General features: G+C 64.5%; 3 protein-coding genes and 1 tRNA gene. 2 read left to right on the top strand and 2 right to left on the bottom strand.

Annotation, left to right across the window (positions count from 1 at the left end):
• Window positions 1–128: 128 nt before the first annotated feature.
• Both ACYQ4T_RS06745 and ACYQ4T_RS06740 read left to right on the top strand, forming a co-directional pair.
• Window positions 129–491: an Mpo1-like protein gene (locus ACYQ4T_RS06745; protein ID WP_459851732.1), complete on the top strand. Its 363-nt coding sequence runs from the start codon at window positions 129–131 to the stop codon at window positions 489–491.
• Between the two features lie 86 nt (window positions 492–577).
• A complete protein-coding gene (locus ACYQ4T_RS06740; RefSeq protein ID WP_459851730.1) occupies window positions 578–1633 on the top strand; it encodes a TIGR03032 family protein in 1056 nt (351 codons plus the stop codon).
• 31 nt (window positions 1634–1664) lie between these two features.
• Here the strand turns inward: ACYQ4T_RS06740 and ACYQ4T_RS06735 are convergent, their stop codons facing one another.
• Window positions 1665–15125 carry a M10 family metallopeptidase C-terminal domain-containing protein gene (locus ACYQ4T_RS06735; RefSeq protein WP_459851727.1) on the bottom strand — a complete coding sequence of 4487 codons (13461 nt, stop codon included), beginning with the start codon at window positions 15123–15125 and terminating at the stop codon, window positions 1665–1667.
• A 711-nt stretch (window positions 15126–15836) separates the two neighbouring features.
• A tRNA-Ser gene (locus tag ACYQ4T_RS06730) sits at window positions 15837–15930 on the bottom strand.
• Window positions 15931–16222: the final 292 nt, after the last annotated feature.

Below are 16222 nucleotides of genomic sequence, written 5' to 3'. Positions count from 1 at the left end.
GATCCGCGGCACGGCCGCCAGCGGGCGCGCGGAACCAGTCGACACCGCCCGCGTTACTCTCGGCGGCGATCAATCTCATGCGCGATTGCCTGCCCACGAAGCCTAAAGACCTCAAGCCGGATGGCATCATGACCTTTCGCGAGTTCTGGCCGCTCTATCTGCAAGCCCACAGCCATCCCACCACCCGCGCCGTGCATTATGCCGCCACGGTCGTAGGCGTCGGCGCCGCGCTGACCGCGGCGCTCACTTTGCAGCCGGCATTCCTGCTCGGGATCGGCATCGCCTATGGAATCGCGATCGGCGCCCATGCCTTCATCGAGAAGAACCGGTCGATGATCCGGGTCAACCCGGTCTGGGGCGCCGTTGCCGATCTGCGCATGTTCTGGCTCGCCGTCACCGGCGGGCTGCAGCGCGAGCTCGACAGGGCTGGTCGGACCCGCGCATCGCGGGCGATGCCGGCGCGCAGCACGGCGTCGTTCCCGGCGGCCTGACCGGATCCCTCTCCGGCGTCGGGCCCAGCCCTCGACACCGCAGCGCCCCCATCCTATACCCTCGGTAGTGTCACCGGGGATGCAAGATGTCCGAGACCGCCACGGAATCCGGCACGCCGCCGCTCGAGTTCCTGCCCTCGCGGCAGTTTCCCGAATGGCTGGCGGAGAACCGGCTCTCGCTCTGCTTCTCGACCTACCAGGCGGGAAAGCTGTTCTTCATCGGGTTGCAGCCGAGCGGGCGTCTCTCGATCTTCGAGCGCACGTTCAACCGTTCGATGGGCCTCTGGAGCGACGGCCAGACGATCTGGATGACCTCGCTCTACCAGATCTGGCGGTTCGAGAATGCGCTGCAGGCCAGCGAGATCTACCAGGGCTACGACCGGCTTTACGTGCCGCAGCTCGCCTACACCACCGGGGACATCGACGCCCATGACATCTCGGTCGATGCAGCCGGCCGACCGGTCTTCATCAACACACTGTTCTCCTGCCTGGCCCAGCCTTCCGAGACCAAGAGCTTCCGGCCGCTCTGGCGCCCCGGCTTCATCAGCCGGCTGCTGCCGGAGGACCGCTGCCATCTGAACGGCCTGGCCATGGAAAACGGGAAACCGCGCTACGTGACCGCGATCGGCGAGACCGATGTCGCCGACGGCTGGCGCGAGAAGCGCGTCGGCGGCGGGATCGTGATCGACGTCGCCGCGGACCGGATCGTCGCCCGCGGCCTTTCCATGCCGCATTCGCCGCGGCTGCATCAGGGCAAGCTCTGGCTGCTCGATTCCGGCACCGGCAATTTCGGCTTCGTCGATCCCGGCACCGGCCGGTTCGAGCCGGTCGCCTTCTGTCCCGGCTATCTGCGTGGCCTCACCTTCCACGACCGGTTCGCCATCGTCGGCCTGTCCCAGCCGCGCGAGAACAAGACCTTCGCCGGCCTGCCGCTGGACGACGCGCTGGCAAGACGCGGTTCCGGGCCGCAATGCGCCTTGATGGTGATCGACCTGAAGTCCGGGGCGACCGTGCACTGGCTGAAGATCGAAGGCATCGTGCACGAGCTCTACGATGTGGTCGCGCTGCCGGAGATTCGCCGCCCGATGGCGCTCGGCCTGAAGACCGACGAGATCCGCCGCGTCCTCACGATCGAGGAATGAGCCCTCTCCGTCCGCCTGTTGGCGGCTTGGCCTAGACCGTGCTCACCACGACGTCGGTATCGATCGCGATCCGGACGCTGTCGTGGGTATAGATCGCATAACCCGCCAGTGTTCCTTTGTCGGCAGCGCTCCACCCGTCGGCCGTAAAGAGCTGCAGCGTATCGCCGGCATTGCCGTCGATCTTCAGCACGTTGTCCAGCGTCGCCACGCCGCCGACATTGCTGTTGTTGGCGTCGATGTCGAGCACGTCGGCGAGGTGCAGCGACAGGGCGTTGCTCTGGCCGTTATCGACGTCAATGGTCTCGATCCCGCTGATCTTGCCGCGGTCGGAGGTGGCGGCATTGCCGTCGAGGTCGCCGAAGTCGATCGCGCCGGCGAAGTCGAGGTGGAGGATGTCGCTGCCGGAGCCGCCATCGACACGGAAGAAGGCATGATTGCTGACATTAATCTGATCGTCGCCCGAACCACCACGGATGCTATCCGCGCCACCACCCCCGTTCAGCGTGTCATTTCCCTGGGCGCCGACGATGGTCTCGGCGGCAGCCGTTCCATTCAATGTATCATCACCGGTCGTGCCCATCTTTGAAATGTTGGAATTTTCTCCGAAGACAATGTAAGCGCCGCCGTAGCTCCAGTTCCAGGCACCAATACTACCTAGATCGTTCTTGGGCGCGCCAACGATGATGTCGTCGAAACCATCGCCGTCGACATCGCCGGCACTCGAGACCGATCGACCCGCCTGATCGTTCCCGCTCGGAAAGAACCCGTCGAGTGCACCGGGAATCTTAAAACCTTGTGTGCTGCTAAGCGACGCCAAGTCGATGACTGACCCGAAGCCTGATGCACCACCGAAGATGACGTAGGCTGCAGCTTCGTATTTGTAGCCGTTATAGCTTGTATGCAGCTCCTGGCTCGGCGCGCCGATGATCAAGTCCGCAAATCCATCCCCGTTCACATCGCCGGCAGATGATACTGACCGTCCGGCCCAACCCACATCTTGCGGTCCCACGATTCTGAAGCCGTTCTGACCGTCGAGCTGACTGATATCGATGCTCGGGCTAAAAGCGCCACCATGCCCGAAGACCACATAGGCCGCACCCCGGCTTTTCAATTTGTCGAAACCGGCGGTTCCCTTCGCATAGGCGAGGGCGTCACCGATCACAAAATCGTCGAACCCATCGCCGTTCAGGTCGCCTGCAGATGAAACCGAAGCAGCCGACTGATTGATCGTGTCATTGGGACTCGTCACGGTGAACCCGACGATGCCGTCCATAGCCGACGGGACATTTACGTTCGCAAAGCTTCCGGTATGACCGAAAACAACATAGGTAGAGTGACCGCCGGCGCCTCTTACCAGAACGTCATCGTAACCGTCACCGTTGACATCGCCGGCACCGGACACCGCGCGCCCCGCGAAGGGCGTCGGAGAAGACTGGATCTTGAAGCCATTCGTACCGTTCAGACCCGACAGCTCCATCATCGAATTGATGTTGGTCGCGCCGAATACAACATAGGCGTTGCCGGTTTTCGGAGCGTCGATGATCACGTCATCGAAACCGTCGCCGTTCAGGTCGCCCACTGAAGACACTCCGTAACCGACCATCCCCGTGCCGTGGAAGGTGATGCCCTCTGACGGGGTCAGATCGGCCAGCTTGTCCAGGGCCGGCATTCCCGAAGTGCTGCCGAAGATGATATAGGCGTGATCGGGATCCGGCGCGAACACGTTGTAGAAGTTCTGGAGGCCAGGTGCTCCGACAAGGATGTCCTCGATCCCGTCGCCGTTGAAATCGCCACCGGTGTCCACGCTGAACCCGGCGCCATCGGATTGGTTGGCGCCGACAACCGTGAAACCATTGGTCCCGTCGAGCTTGGAAAGGTCGAAATTCGAAGGCAGTCCTTGAGCGCCACCGTAGACAACGAAAACATAACCTACCAGACCCATGTTTCCGTCGGCCTCATGGGCACCGATGATCAGATCCGAGAAGCCGTCATGATTGACGTCAGCGGAGGAGACTGAGCCGCCGGTGCGATCGGTTCCGATATGATCGCGGACATTGTCCTGGATATGCGATACCCGCGGCCCAGTCTGTACGACGCTCCCCGCCGTGAAGTCATCGAGACCAACCGTCATCCAGCGGTCGATGGTGATCTCAAAGTCAGCAACACGATCTCCGTCGAGATCACCTTGTATCATTGTCGCGCTGTTGGTTGTTGCGTAAGCCACCTGCAAGGCGTTGGGCGTGCCGTCGAACAAAGGTCGCTCGCTCTTGACCGGACCGACGAAATGGAACGTACCGAGCGCCGACAGGTCGAGTTTGTCCACCCCGGGCACAAAGTCCATAATCTTGTCGCCGGTTTCTCCTTTCGCGAACACGAAAGTGTCGCTGCCGTCTCCTCCCGTTAGCTTGTCGATACCAGCGCCGCCGTTGATCGTGTCATTCCCCAACCCACCATCAATCTCGTCGTTTCCGATGCCACCGCTCAGCTTGTCGTCGCCGGCCAAGCCGAAGATCACATCCTTTGCGCCGGTCCCTGTTATGACATTATTGCCGATACTGCCCATCACCGGGCGTGTCCCCAGAAGATCGCTGCCGTATATGACTTCGACCGCGCCGGATAAAGCGCCATTCGGCCCGGCGTTGGGCGCGCCGACGAGCAGATCGTCATAGCCGTCGCCGTTCAGATCCCCCGCCGCAGAGACCGAGACTCCGGCCGTATCGCCGGCTGAATCTCCATAGATCCAGAACCCTTCGTCCGCACTCAGATTGTCGAGGTCGATGGTGGCAGAAAATGCCGTTCCATGCCCGAACAGGACGTAGGCGGTGCCGCCACCGTCACCTCCCGCTTGAGGCGCGCCGATGATGACGTCAGCGTAGCCATCTCCGTTGACGTCACCCGCAGCGGACACGTCCCAGCCGGCTTGGTCTCCGCTGGCGATGCCGGAGATCTTGAAACCGTTGGTGCCGTTAAGACCGTTCAGGTACGAACCATAGGCGCCAGGCCCATTGAAGATAACGTAAGCTGCTCCAGTTCCATTGGCGCCGGCATAGGGCGAACTCACGATGATGTCATCGGCCCCGTCGCCGTTGACGTCGCCGGCCCCCGATACCGAGAATCCGGTGAAAAACTCTGTCTCGTTTCCATTGGCGCTCTCTATTATAAATCCGTAGTTGCTTGACGTCTGATCGAGATTGAATGGATAGAATGCGCCGTTGTGTCCGTACCAGACAAAAGCTGAAGCACCAAATACATTGGTTGTCGGGTCGACCAGCGAGCCGATCAGCAGGTCATCCATGCCGTCATGGTTAAAGTCGCCGGCGGAGGAAACCGACCAGCCGACGTGATCGCCCGGCTTGCCACCGTAGAGCACGAAACCGTTCCAGCCGTCGACCGTCGCAAGGTCGAAGTCCGCGGTGAATGCACCGCCATGACCGAACACGACATAGGCCGCGCCGGAGCTGGCACCCTTAATGTCCGAACCGTCGGCTCCGATGATTAGATCCGCAAAGCCGTCGCCGTTGATGTCGCCGGCTCCCTGGACCGAGCCCCCTGCGAGGTCGCCCGATGCAACACCACTCAGTCTGAAGCCATCGCTGCCGTTCAGCGTGGAAAGGTCGATCGTGGCACCGAACCCGCCGGACTTTCCGAAGATGACATAGGCCGCGCCGGAATCGGTTCCATGCGCGTCGGCATAGGCCGCGCCGAGAACGATATCGGCAAAGCCATCACCGTTGACATCGCCGGCGGCCTGCACGCTGTAGCCGGCAGCGTCGCCACCTGCGGCGCCGAGGATCCGGAATCCGCTGCTTGCGTTTAATGTGCCGAGGTCAAGCTCGGCGGGGACCCCCTGCGCACTGCCGAAAAGGACATAGGCCGCCCCGGCATTGGCGCCTTTGATATCCGAACCTGGGGCACCGATCGCAAAATCGTCATAGCCGTCCTTGTTGATATCGCCGAGACCAGCCACCGACCAGCCGGTGTTGTCACCGGCGGTGGCACCCTTGATCGTGACTTCAGACCCCAGGTTGATCGTCTTGTCGGAGAACTGGATCTGCTCGATCTGCTTGAGAAAGTCGGTCCCGTCATAGCCGTCGGCTGAGCTGAGGTCAGCCACATAAGCGCCGCCGAGGCTGTAGACGAGTTGGTAGTCCGTGAACTTGCCGGCGAATACGGCCGTGTCGCTGCCGGTTCCCCCGTCCAGCATGTCGTCGCCGGCATTGCCCCGCAGCGTGTCGTTGCCACCGAGGCCTGACAGGGTGTCGTCTGTGGAGGCGCCCGTGAGGGAATTGTTGTTGCCGTCACCTGTCAGATTCAGCGGGGTGATGAGACTACCCGATGTGAAATCGGCGACCTTCAGCGCGATGTTGCCCTGGAGCTCGATCCCAAAGTCCGCTTTGAGGTCCGCGTTGATGTCGCCCTCCACCAGGGTTACATCGCGCGTTGGGTCATACCAGTAGTGCAGTTCGTTCCCGAAACCGACGAAGGAGGCATTGTTGCCTGCAAACTTGAAGGTGCCGAGGGCGACCAGATCCAGCTTGTCGACGCCCACCGCAAAGTCGAGTACCTGATCTCGGGCGCCCAGCGCGGAACCGGTATCGCCACCCGCGAATACAAATGTGTCAACTCCACTTCCGCCGGAAAGAGAATCGACGCCGCCACCACCGGCTATGGTGTTGTTGCCGGCATTTCCGGCGATGATATTGGCTGTGGAATTGCCGGCGCCGCTGATGTTTCCCGAACCGATCAGCGTCAGATTCTCGACATTGGCGCCGAGCTTGTAATCAATCGCAGCGAGCACGGTGTCCACACCCGCGGCGCTCGTTCCCAGCTCGTTGACGGCGTCGCCCGCGTTGTCCACGTAGTACTTGTCGTCGCCATTGCCGCCCGACATCTGGTCGGCTTCGGTTCCGCCATCCAAGGTGTCGTTGCCGTCATTGCCGACGAGCGTATCATTGCCACCTTGGCCCGACAGGACGTCATCCAACCGACCGCCGTTCAAGGTGTTGGGGTTGCCATCGCCGGTCAGGGTCAGCGGCAGCAGGAGACTCGCGCCCGCGAAGTCACCAAGACCGAGTGACTTGCTGCCGGTGAGTTCGATCTGGAAGTCGGCGACCTTGTCGCCGTTGATGTCGCCTTCCAGGATCGTGTTGCCGCCCGAAGCAATCACATGGAGAGCATCTGCCAGGCCATCGAAGGCCGCGGCGCCGAGGAAGCGGAACTGGTCCAACGCCGCGATGTCGATCTTGTCGGTCCCGACCTGGAAATCGGTGACGACGTCCCGCGTCGCCTGGGTCGCGCCCGTGTCGCCGACCCCGAATACGAAGGTATCCGCGCCGAGATCGCCGGTCAGCGTGTCCACACCCTTGCCGCCGGTCAACACGTTCGCCGCGGTATTGCCGAGGATCGTGTTCGCATCGGCATTGCCGGTGCCGTTGATCGCAGCACCGCCCGAGAGGGTCAGGTTCTCGATGCCGCTGCCGAGCGTATAGCTGATGGTCGAGACGACCGTGTCCGTCCCCGCATTGCCGCCCGAGAGCGTGCCGATCGCATCCGCGGTCTTGCCCGAGACCGGAGCCCAGGTCACCGAGCTGCCGTTGAGGTAGATCCCGTACTGGGTGGTGCCCGCGGTGTAGAGCACGTCCTTCTTGTTGTCGCCGTTGAGATCCGCGAAGCCGGCGACCGTCCAGCCACCCCAGGACGGCAGCGCGATCGGCGTCTGCGCCACGCCGTCCTTGATGATCTGCACCTGGGCGTCGTTCGTCGCGCTGTTCCACAGCAGGACGTCCGACTGCCCGTCACCGTCGACGTCGCCGACGCCCTTGATCGCGAAGCCCGACGGCGGCGTGTAAGCCGGGGTCGAGTCCTCGATCACCTGGTCGCCGGCGTTGTCGACCTTATAGGTGTCGTTGCCCTTGCCGCCCGACATCTTGTCGGCGCCGGCGCCGCCATCCAGCGTGTCGTTGCCCTCGAGCCCGTTCAACGTATCGTCGGTGCCGAGGCCGGTCAGGACATCGTCCAGCCGACCGCCGGTCAGCGTGCCGCTGCCGGTCAGATTGAGCGGCAGCAGCAGGCTCGCGGCTGAGAAGTCCGCCGTGGTCAGGGTCTTGGCTCCACTGAGCTCGATCTGGAAGTCCGCCACCTTGTCGCCGTTGATGTCGCCTTCCAGGATCGTGTTGCCGCCCGACGAGACCGTGTGCAGCCCGTCCTTGTCGCCGTCGAAGGCCGCCGTCCCCAGGAAGCGGAACTGATCCAAGGCCGCAATGTCGAGCTTGTCGGTCCCGACCTGGAAGTCGGTGATGATGTCCCGCGTCGCCTGCGTCGCGCCGGTATCGCCGCTCCCGAACAGGAAGGTATCCGCGCCGAGATCGCCGGTCAGCGTGTCCACACCCTTGCCGCCGGTCAACACGTTCGCCGCGGTATTGCCGAGGATGGTGTTGGCATCGGCGTTGCCGGTGCCGTTGATCGCGTTCCCGCCGGTCAGCGTCAGCTTCTCGAGCCCGGTGCCGAGCGTGTAGCTGATGGTCGAGACGACCGTGTCGTCACCCTCGTTGCCACCCGAGAGCGCCCCGACGGCGTCGGCCGTCTTGCCCGAGACCGCGGCCCAGGTCGCCGTGCCGTTGAGGTTGAAGTAGATCGCGTATTGCGTGGCGCCGCTCTGGTAGAGCGCGTCCTTCTTGCCGTCGTTGTTGAAGTCGCCGAGGCCCATGACCGACCAGCCGCCCCAGGCCGGCAAGGAGATCGGCGTCTGGCCCACCCCGTCCTTGATCAGCTGGACCTGGACCTGGTTCGCCGCCTGGTTCCACAGCAGCACGTCGGTCTGGCCGTCGCCGTCGAGATCCGACGTGCCCTTGATCGCGAAGCCGGCCGGCGGCGTGTAGGCCGGCGTCGAGGTCTCCGACACGACGTCGCCGGTGTTGTCGACATAGTAGGTGTCGTTGCCCTTGCCGCCCGACATCTTGTCGGCCCCGGCCCCGCCATCCAGCGTGTCGTTGCCCTCGAGGCCGTTCAGCACATCGTCGGTGCCGAGGCCGGTCAGGATGTCGTCCAGCCGACCGCCGGTCAGCGTGCCGCTGCCGGTCAGATTGAGCGGCAGCAGCAGGCTCGCGGCTGAGAAGTCCGCCGTCGAGAGCGTCTTGCTGCCGGTGAGCTCGATCTGGAAGTCCGCCACCTTGTCGCCGTTGATGTCGCCTTCCAGGATCGTGTTGCCGCCCGACGCGACCGTGTGCAGCGCATCCTTGTCGCCGTCGAAGGCCGCCGTCCCCAGGAAGCGGAACTGGTCCAAGGCCGCAATGTCGAGCTTGTCGGTCCCGACCGCGAAGTCGGTGACGAGGTCCCGGGTCGCCTGCGTCGCGCCGGTATCGCCGCTCCCGAACAGGAAGGTGTCCGCACCCAGATCGCCGGTCAGCGTATCCGCGCCCTTGCCGCCTGTCAGGATGTTGGCCGCGGTATTGCCGATCATGGTGTTGGCATCGGCGTTGCCGGTGCCGTTGATCGCAGCACCGCCCGAGAGGGTCAGGTTCTCGATCCCGCTGCCGAGCGTATAGCTGATGGTCGAGACGACCGTGTCCGTCCCTGCGTTGCCGCCAGAGAGCGTGCCGACCGCATCCGCGGTCTTGCCGCTGACCGGGGCCCAGGTCACCGAGCTGCCGTTGATGTAGATCCCGTACTGGGTGGTGCCCGCGGTGTAGAGCACATCTTTCTTGTTGTCGCCGTTCAAGTCGGCGAAGCCGGCCACGGTCCAGCCGCCCCAGGACGGCAGCGCGATCGGCGTCTGCGCCACGCCGTCCTTGAGGATCTGCACCTGGGCGGCATTGGTCGTGCTGTTATAGAGCAGCACGTCCGACTGGCCGTCACCGTCGACATCGCCCACGCCCTTGATCGCGAAGCCCGACGGCGGCGTGTAAGCCGGGGTCGAGTCCTCGATCACCTGGTCGCCGGCGTTGTCGACCTTATAGGTGTCGTTGCCCTTGCCGCCCGACATCTTGTCGGCCCCGGCCCCGCCATCCAGCGTGTCGTTGCCCTCGAGGCCGTTCAGCGTGTCGTCGGTGCCGAGGCCGGTCAGGACGTCGTCCAGCCGACCCCCGGTCAGCGTGCCGCTGCCGGTGAGATTAAGCGGCAGCAGCAGGCTCGCGGCGGCGAAGTCCGCCGTCGAGAGCGTCTTGCTGCCGGTGAGCTCGATCTGGAAGTCCGCCACCTTGTCGCCGTTGATGTCGCCTTCCAGGATCGTGTTGCCGCCCGACGAGACCGTGTGCAGCGCATCCTTGTCGCCGTCGAAGGCCGCCGTCCCCAGGAAGCGGAACTGGTCCAACGCCGCGATGTCGATCTTGTCGGTCCCGACCGCGAAGTCGGTGACGAGGTCCCGGGTCGCCAGGGTCGCGCCGGTATCGCCGCTCCCGAACAGGAAGGTGTCCGCACCCAGATCGCCGGTCAGCGTGTCCGCGCCCTTGCCGCCGGTCAGGATGTTGGCCGCGGTATTGCCGATCATGGTGTTGGCATCGGCGTTGCCGGTGCCGTTGATCGCAGCACCGCCCGAGAGGGTCAGGTTCTCGATGCCGGTGCCGAGCGTATAGCTGATGGTCGAGACGACCGTGTCCGTCCCTGCGTTGCCGCCCGAGAGCGTGCCGACCGCATCCGCGGTCTTGCCCGAGACCGGGGCCCAGGTCACCGAGCTGCCGTTGATGTAGATCCCGTACTGGGTGGTGCCCGCGGTGTAGAGCACGTCCTTCTTGTTGTCGCCGTTCAAGTCGGCGAAGCCGGCCACCGTCCAGCCACCCCAGGACGGCAGCGCGATCGGCGTCTGCGCCACGCCGTCCTTGATGATCTGCACCTGCGCGGCGTTGGTCGTGCTGTTATAGAGCAGGACATCGCTCTGCCCGTCGCCATCAACGTCGCCGACGCCCTTGATCGTGAAGCCCGAGGGCGGCGTATAGGCCGGGGTCGAGTCCTCGATCACCTGGTCGCCGGCATTGTCGACCTTATAGGTGTCGTTGCCCTTGCCGCCCGACATCTTGTCGGCGCCGGCGCCGCCATCCAGCGTGTCGTTGCCCTCGAGCCCGTTCAGCACATCGTCGGTGCCGAGGCCGGTCAGGACATCGTCCAGCCGACCGCCGGTCAGCGTGCCGCTGCCGGTCAGATTGAGCGGCAGCAGCAGGCTCGCGGCGGAGAAGTCCGCCGTCGAGAGCGTCTTGCTGCCGGTGAGCTCGATCTGGAAGTCCGCCACCTTGTCGCCGTTGATGTCGCCTTCCAGGATCGTGTTGCCACCCGACGCGACCGTGTGCAGCGCGTCCTTGTCGCCGTCGAAGGCCGCCGTCCCCAGGAAGCGGAACTGGTCCAGCGCCGCGATATCGATCTTGTCGGTGCCGACCTGGAAGTCGGTGATGATGTCCCGCGTCGCCTGCGTCGCGCCGGTATCGCCGCTCCCGAACAGGAAGGTGTCCGCACCCAGATCGCCGGTCAGCGTGTCCACACCCTTGCCGCCGGTCAACACGTTCGCCGCGGTATTGCCGATCATGGTGTTGGCATCGGCGTTGCCGGTGCCGTTGATCGCAGCACCGCCCGACAGGGTCAGGTTCTCGATCCCGCTGCCGAGCGTGTGGCTGACCGACGAGAAAACCGTGTCGGTTCCCTCGTTGCCGCCGGACAGCGTGCCGACCGCATCGGCGGTCTTGCCGGAAACGGAGGCCCAGGTCGCGGTGCCGTTGAGGTTGAAGTAGATCGCGTATTGCGTGGCGCCGCTCTGGTAGAGCGCGTCCTTCTTGCCGTCGTTGTTGAAGTCGCCGAGGCCCATGACCGACCAGCCGCTCCAGGCCGGCAAGGAAATCGGTGTCTGGCCCACCCCGTCCTTGATCAGCTGCACCTGGACCTGGTTCGCCGCCTGATTCCACAGCAGCACGTCGGTCTGGCCGTCGCCATCCAGATCCGCCGTGCCCTTGATCGTGAAGCCGGCCGGCGGCGTGTAGGCCGGCGTCGAGGTCTCCGACACGACGTCGCCGGCGTCATCGACGTAGTATTTGTCGTCGCCCTTGCCGCCGGACATCTTGTCGGCGCCGGTGCCGCCGTTCAGTTCATCGTTGCCGTCACCGCCAGCGAGCGTGTCGTTGCCGCCCATGCCCGACAGCACGTCATCCAGTCGGCCGCCGGTCAGGGTGTCGTCCTTGCCGTCGCTACCGGTGAGGTTGAGCGGCAGCAGCAGGCTGGTGGCGGTGAAGTCGCCCTGGGTGAGCGTTTTGGCTCCACTGAGCTCGATCTGGAAGTCGGCGGCCTTGTCGCCGTTGATGTCGCCTTCCAGGATCGTGTTGCCGCCCAACGAGACCGTGTGCAGCGCGTCCTTGTCGCCGTCGAAGGCATTCGTGCCGAGGAAGCGGAACTGGTCCAGCGCCGCGATGTCGATTTTGTCGGTCCCGACCTGGAAGTCGGTGACGAGGTCGCGCGTCGCCTGCGTGGCACCCGTGTCGCCCTTGCCGAAGACGAAGGTATCCGCGCCGAGGCCGCCGGTCAGCGTGTCGACATCCGCGCCACCGGTGATCACGTTGGCGGCGCTGTTGCCGATGATCTTGTTGGCGACCGCATTGCCGGTGCCGTTGATCGGGTTCGCCCCGTCCAATGTCAGGTTCTCGAGCCCTGTCCCCAGCGAGTAGCTTATGGTCGAGATGACCGTGTCCGTGCCCTCGTTGCCGCCGGACAAGGTCCCGATCGGATCCGCAGTCTTGCCGGAGACCGGGGCCCAGGTCACCGAGGTCCCGTTGATGTAGATCCCGTACTGGGTGGTGCCCGCGGTGTAGAGCACGTCTTTCTTGTTGTCGCCGTTCAAGTCGGCGAAGCCCGCCACCGTCCAGCCGCCCCAGGACGGCAGCGCGATCGGCGTCTGCGCCACGCCGTCCTTGAGGATCTGTACCTGCGCGGCGTTGGTCGTGCTGTTATAGAGCAGCACGTCCGACTGGCCGTCACCGTCGACATCGCCGACGCCCTTGATCGCGAAGCCCGACGGCGGCGTATAGGCCGGCGTCGAGGTCTCGATCACCTGGTCGCCGGTGTTGTCGACATAGTAGGTGTCGTTGCCCTTGCCGCCGGTCATGGTGTCGACATCCAGCCCACCATCGAGGATGTCGTCGCCGCTGTTTCCGTTCAGCGTATCGTTGCCGCCCAGGCCGGAGAGCTGGTCGTCTCCCAAGCTGCCGTTCAGCGTGTTGTCGCCGCCGTCGCCGCTCAGCACCACCGATGTCAACAAGCTGTCGCTGCTGAAATCATTCAAGCCGAGCGCCTGCTTCCCCGCGAGCTCGACGCCGAAGTCCGCATTCTTGTCGCCGTTCGTGTCGCCCTCGACGATCGTGCGGTCGCGTCCCGCGTCGTAAACCGTGTGCAGCACGCCGGCCTTGCCGTCGAAGGCGGCGTCGGCGAGAAACCGGAAGCCGACGTCCATGCCGGCGACCAGCATGTTGGCATCGATCTCCGAGAAATCGAGCTTGTCGGTTCCAATCTTGAAATCGGTGATGAAGTCGCGCGTGCCGGTGCTGTTGCCCAGCGTGCCGGCGGCGAACTCGAACACGTCGGCGCCGTCGCCGCCGGTCAGCGTGTCGGTGGCAGCGCCGGTTCGCATGACATCCGCGAAATGGGTTCCGAGCATCACCGGGTGGGCGGCGTCGGCGGTGATGATGCCGGTGACCGCATAGCCCAGCGCGAGATTGGCCTGGATCAGGCCGGCGCCGGTCCCGGCGTCATAGCCCTTGTCGAACCCGGCCGTCGCCGGGTTGTCCATGTCGGTGGCGGAGTTCATCAGCAGGTTGCGGATGTCCTCGCCGGTCAGGCCGGACTTGGCCTGCAGCATCAAGGCGGCGACCGCCGCCGCATGCGGCGCCGCCGCCGAGGTCCCGTAGAAGCTGGAGAATCCGCTGACTGTCGTGGCGCCGCCATCCGGGGCCGTGATCGACGGCGTCAGCCGCACTTGCGGCGTCGCGAACAGGTTGCCGGCCGTGTCGTAGTAGATCCTGGTCGGCCCGGCCGACGAGTAGCCTTCGATCACCGGCGGCGTCACGCCGTAGACCGGCGTCGAGCCCCAATAGGCGGCGCCGACCGCAATCGCGCCCTCGGCCGCGGCGTGACCATAGACGGTGCCGTCGTTGGTGTTGACCGTCGACTTGCCCATGGTGAAGCCGGCGCCGTTGTCCAACACCATCAGCTTGAAAGCGGCGGGCGGCGTCCCGCTGTGCAGGCCGACCGCAAGATTGACCGTCTGCGCCGTCGACTGGTCGTTGTAGAAGACCATCACCTCCTTGGGATTGCCGCCGATATTGTTGGCAATCGCATAAGGCGGCTCGTTGCCGGCGAGGTCGATCGCGGACAGCGCGGTCCCGGCCGAATTGTAGACGAACAGGTCGAGATCGCTGGTCGCGCCCTTGCCGGGGCTGACGCTGCTCGAGGGCTGTGCCCAGTCGAGGATGAAATAGGCGCCGCGACCGGCGGGAATGGTCACGGTCAGGAACTGCTGCATTCCCGCCGTGGTCGACAGCTGCGCGAAAGTCTCGGTGCGGCCCACCACGGTCTGGGTGATGCCGCTGTTGATGAAGGCGGATTCGAAGCCGAGATGCCCGTCATTCGCCGCCGAGGAGAAATAGGCGACGCCCTGCGCTTTCACCTGATTGACGGCTTGCGCGATGATGCCGTCCTGGTAGGCGGGCTCGGCGAAATAGAGCACGTCATCGACAATGACCTTCGCCCCGTTGTTCGCCAGGCTGACGATCGCGTTGGCGAAGGCCGCCTGCGAGGAATAGGCGGTGGCAAAGGCGATCGACGCCCCCGGCGCCACGTCATGGACCAGCTGCGCCATGGCGCGGCCTTCGTCGGACGCGCCCGACTGCAGGTAGTCGCTGAGCACCGTGGTGTTGGCCGGCAGGTCGTTGGTGGCGATATCGCTCGCCATCGCGCCCTTGAAGTTGAAGCTGTCGGAGATGACGCCGACCTTGATGCCGGTTCCGTCCAGCCCATAGGTGCCGCGCGCCAGGTCGGCCAGCATGGCATGATCGCCCTGGGTCGTGGCGTTGCCGACATGGGACATGATGATCGCCTGGCTCGCGAAAGCCAGATCGGCGATGCCGGCGAGTTCGCCGACCCGTTCGACCGGGATCAGTCCGCCGGCCATGGCGCCGAAGCTGGCGCCTTGCTGCAGGCCGAGCGCTTCGAGTTGCTTCAGCAAGGCCGCGCCGTCGCCGTCCTTGGCCGTCGCATCGATCGCCACGAATTTGCCGTCGGCCGTCGCTGCGCCACCCGAGGCCCTCGCCTCCCCGGTGACCGCGATCGATGCCAGCCCGGTATCGAGCATCGCGTAACGCCCGCCGATCGCCTCGGAGAGCGCTTGATGCATGGCGTCGGCACGGTCCAGATTCGAGGGGACGGGATCGCTCGCGACGGACTCATGGAGATCCGCCACGGCGGAAGTCCCGAAGGCGTGGATGCGCGGCGCGACCGGCACGTCGAGATCGCCGGACCTGAAGCTCAATATGTCATCATCCTCATCGGCCGGCGCCATGGTCGCAGCCGAACGGCGTTCACGCGGCTCGGCGTCGGACGGCGAAACCGGCTGCGGCTGGGGGGCGAAGATATGGCTGGCCTGAGGTGTCGCTACCGTCGGTTCGACCGTCGCGCCCTCGCCGGGCACAGTTTCGTGAGGCACGCTTTCGGATACCGGATCAGGCGGCAGGCTCAGGGCATCCGTGGACTCGGAAATAAGGGGGATGGGCGCCGTTACGGGAACCGCCTCAGTCCCGACGAGATCGGGAGAGAGCGGTGGCACTGAGGCTTCAGGCGGCGCGGCCGCGCCCCCTGGATTTGTCGTCTTCATTTTACACTTCGACTACAAATAACAGTTGGGGTCAGAGCCTCGACTGATGCCAATAGCAGAGCCTCAACCATCTGGTATGTGCAAGGTGGATGCCAGATGATTTTAACGTATTTACCGAGAATTTTATGCGATCGGGGATCAGCGTGTGAGCTGCTCGGCAAAAATCCGCCAGAAGTCCCACAGCGCGCTGCGCTAACGGCAAGATCCGCCCGGCAGGCGCCGCCGCAATGGTTACCGCAGGTTGAAGATGACACGAAACCGTGACGCTTTCTCGGCCGGTCCGCACCGCGTGATGGCCGGCGCGATTCGATGCCCATCGAAGGCAGAATGACGGTTTCGGCAAGCGTCGCGGGTTGTTCTGGGATGAAGTGGCGGAGGGAGGGGGATTCGAACCCCCGATAGGGCTTTAGGGCCCTATAACGGTTTAGCAAACCGCCGCCTTCAGCCGCTCGGCCACCCCTCCGCACAAGAGACGTCCGTTATTGAGCAGCTTGCGCCACGGCGTATGCGCGGGGGTTTAGTAACGGCCGGGCCGCCCAATGTCAAACCGGCTCCGAAAACCGCCCCGCCCGCGCCAAGCCCCATTTCCGGGCCGCAGACGCAGTCGCCCCTCCGACGAGGACGGAGGGGCGACGAGGCGAGTTGGATCTGGATCGGCCTTGTGATGTCAGAGGGGCCGATCGCGGATCGATGGACGACGGCTTGGAGCGCTGCGTTTCGGGGGGAACCAGCGCATCATCGCCCATGGGAAACCA

The organism is Dongia sp. agr-C8, assembly GCF_054658695.1.
Note: the sequence above shows the minus strand (reverse complement) of the source record. Positions and strands in the feature narration are given on the sequence as shown.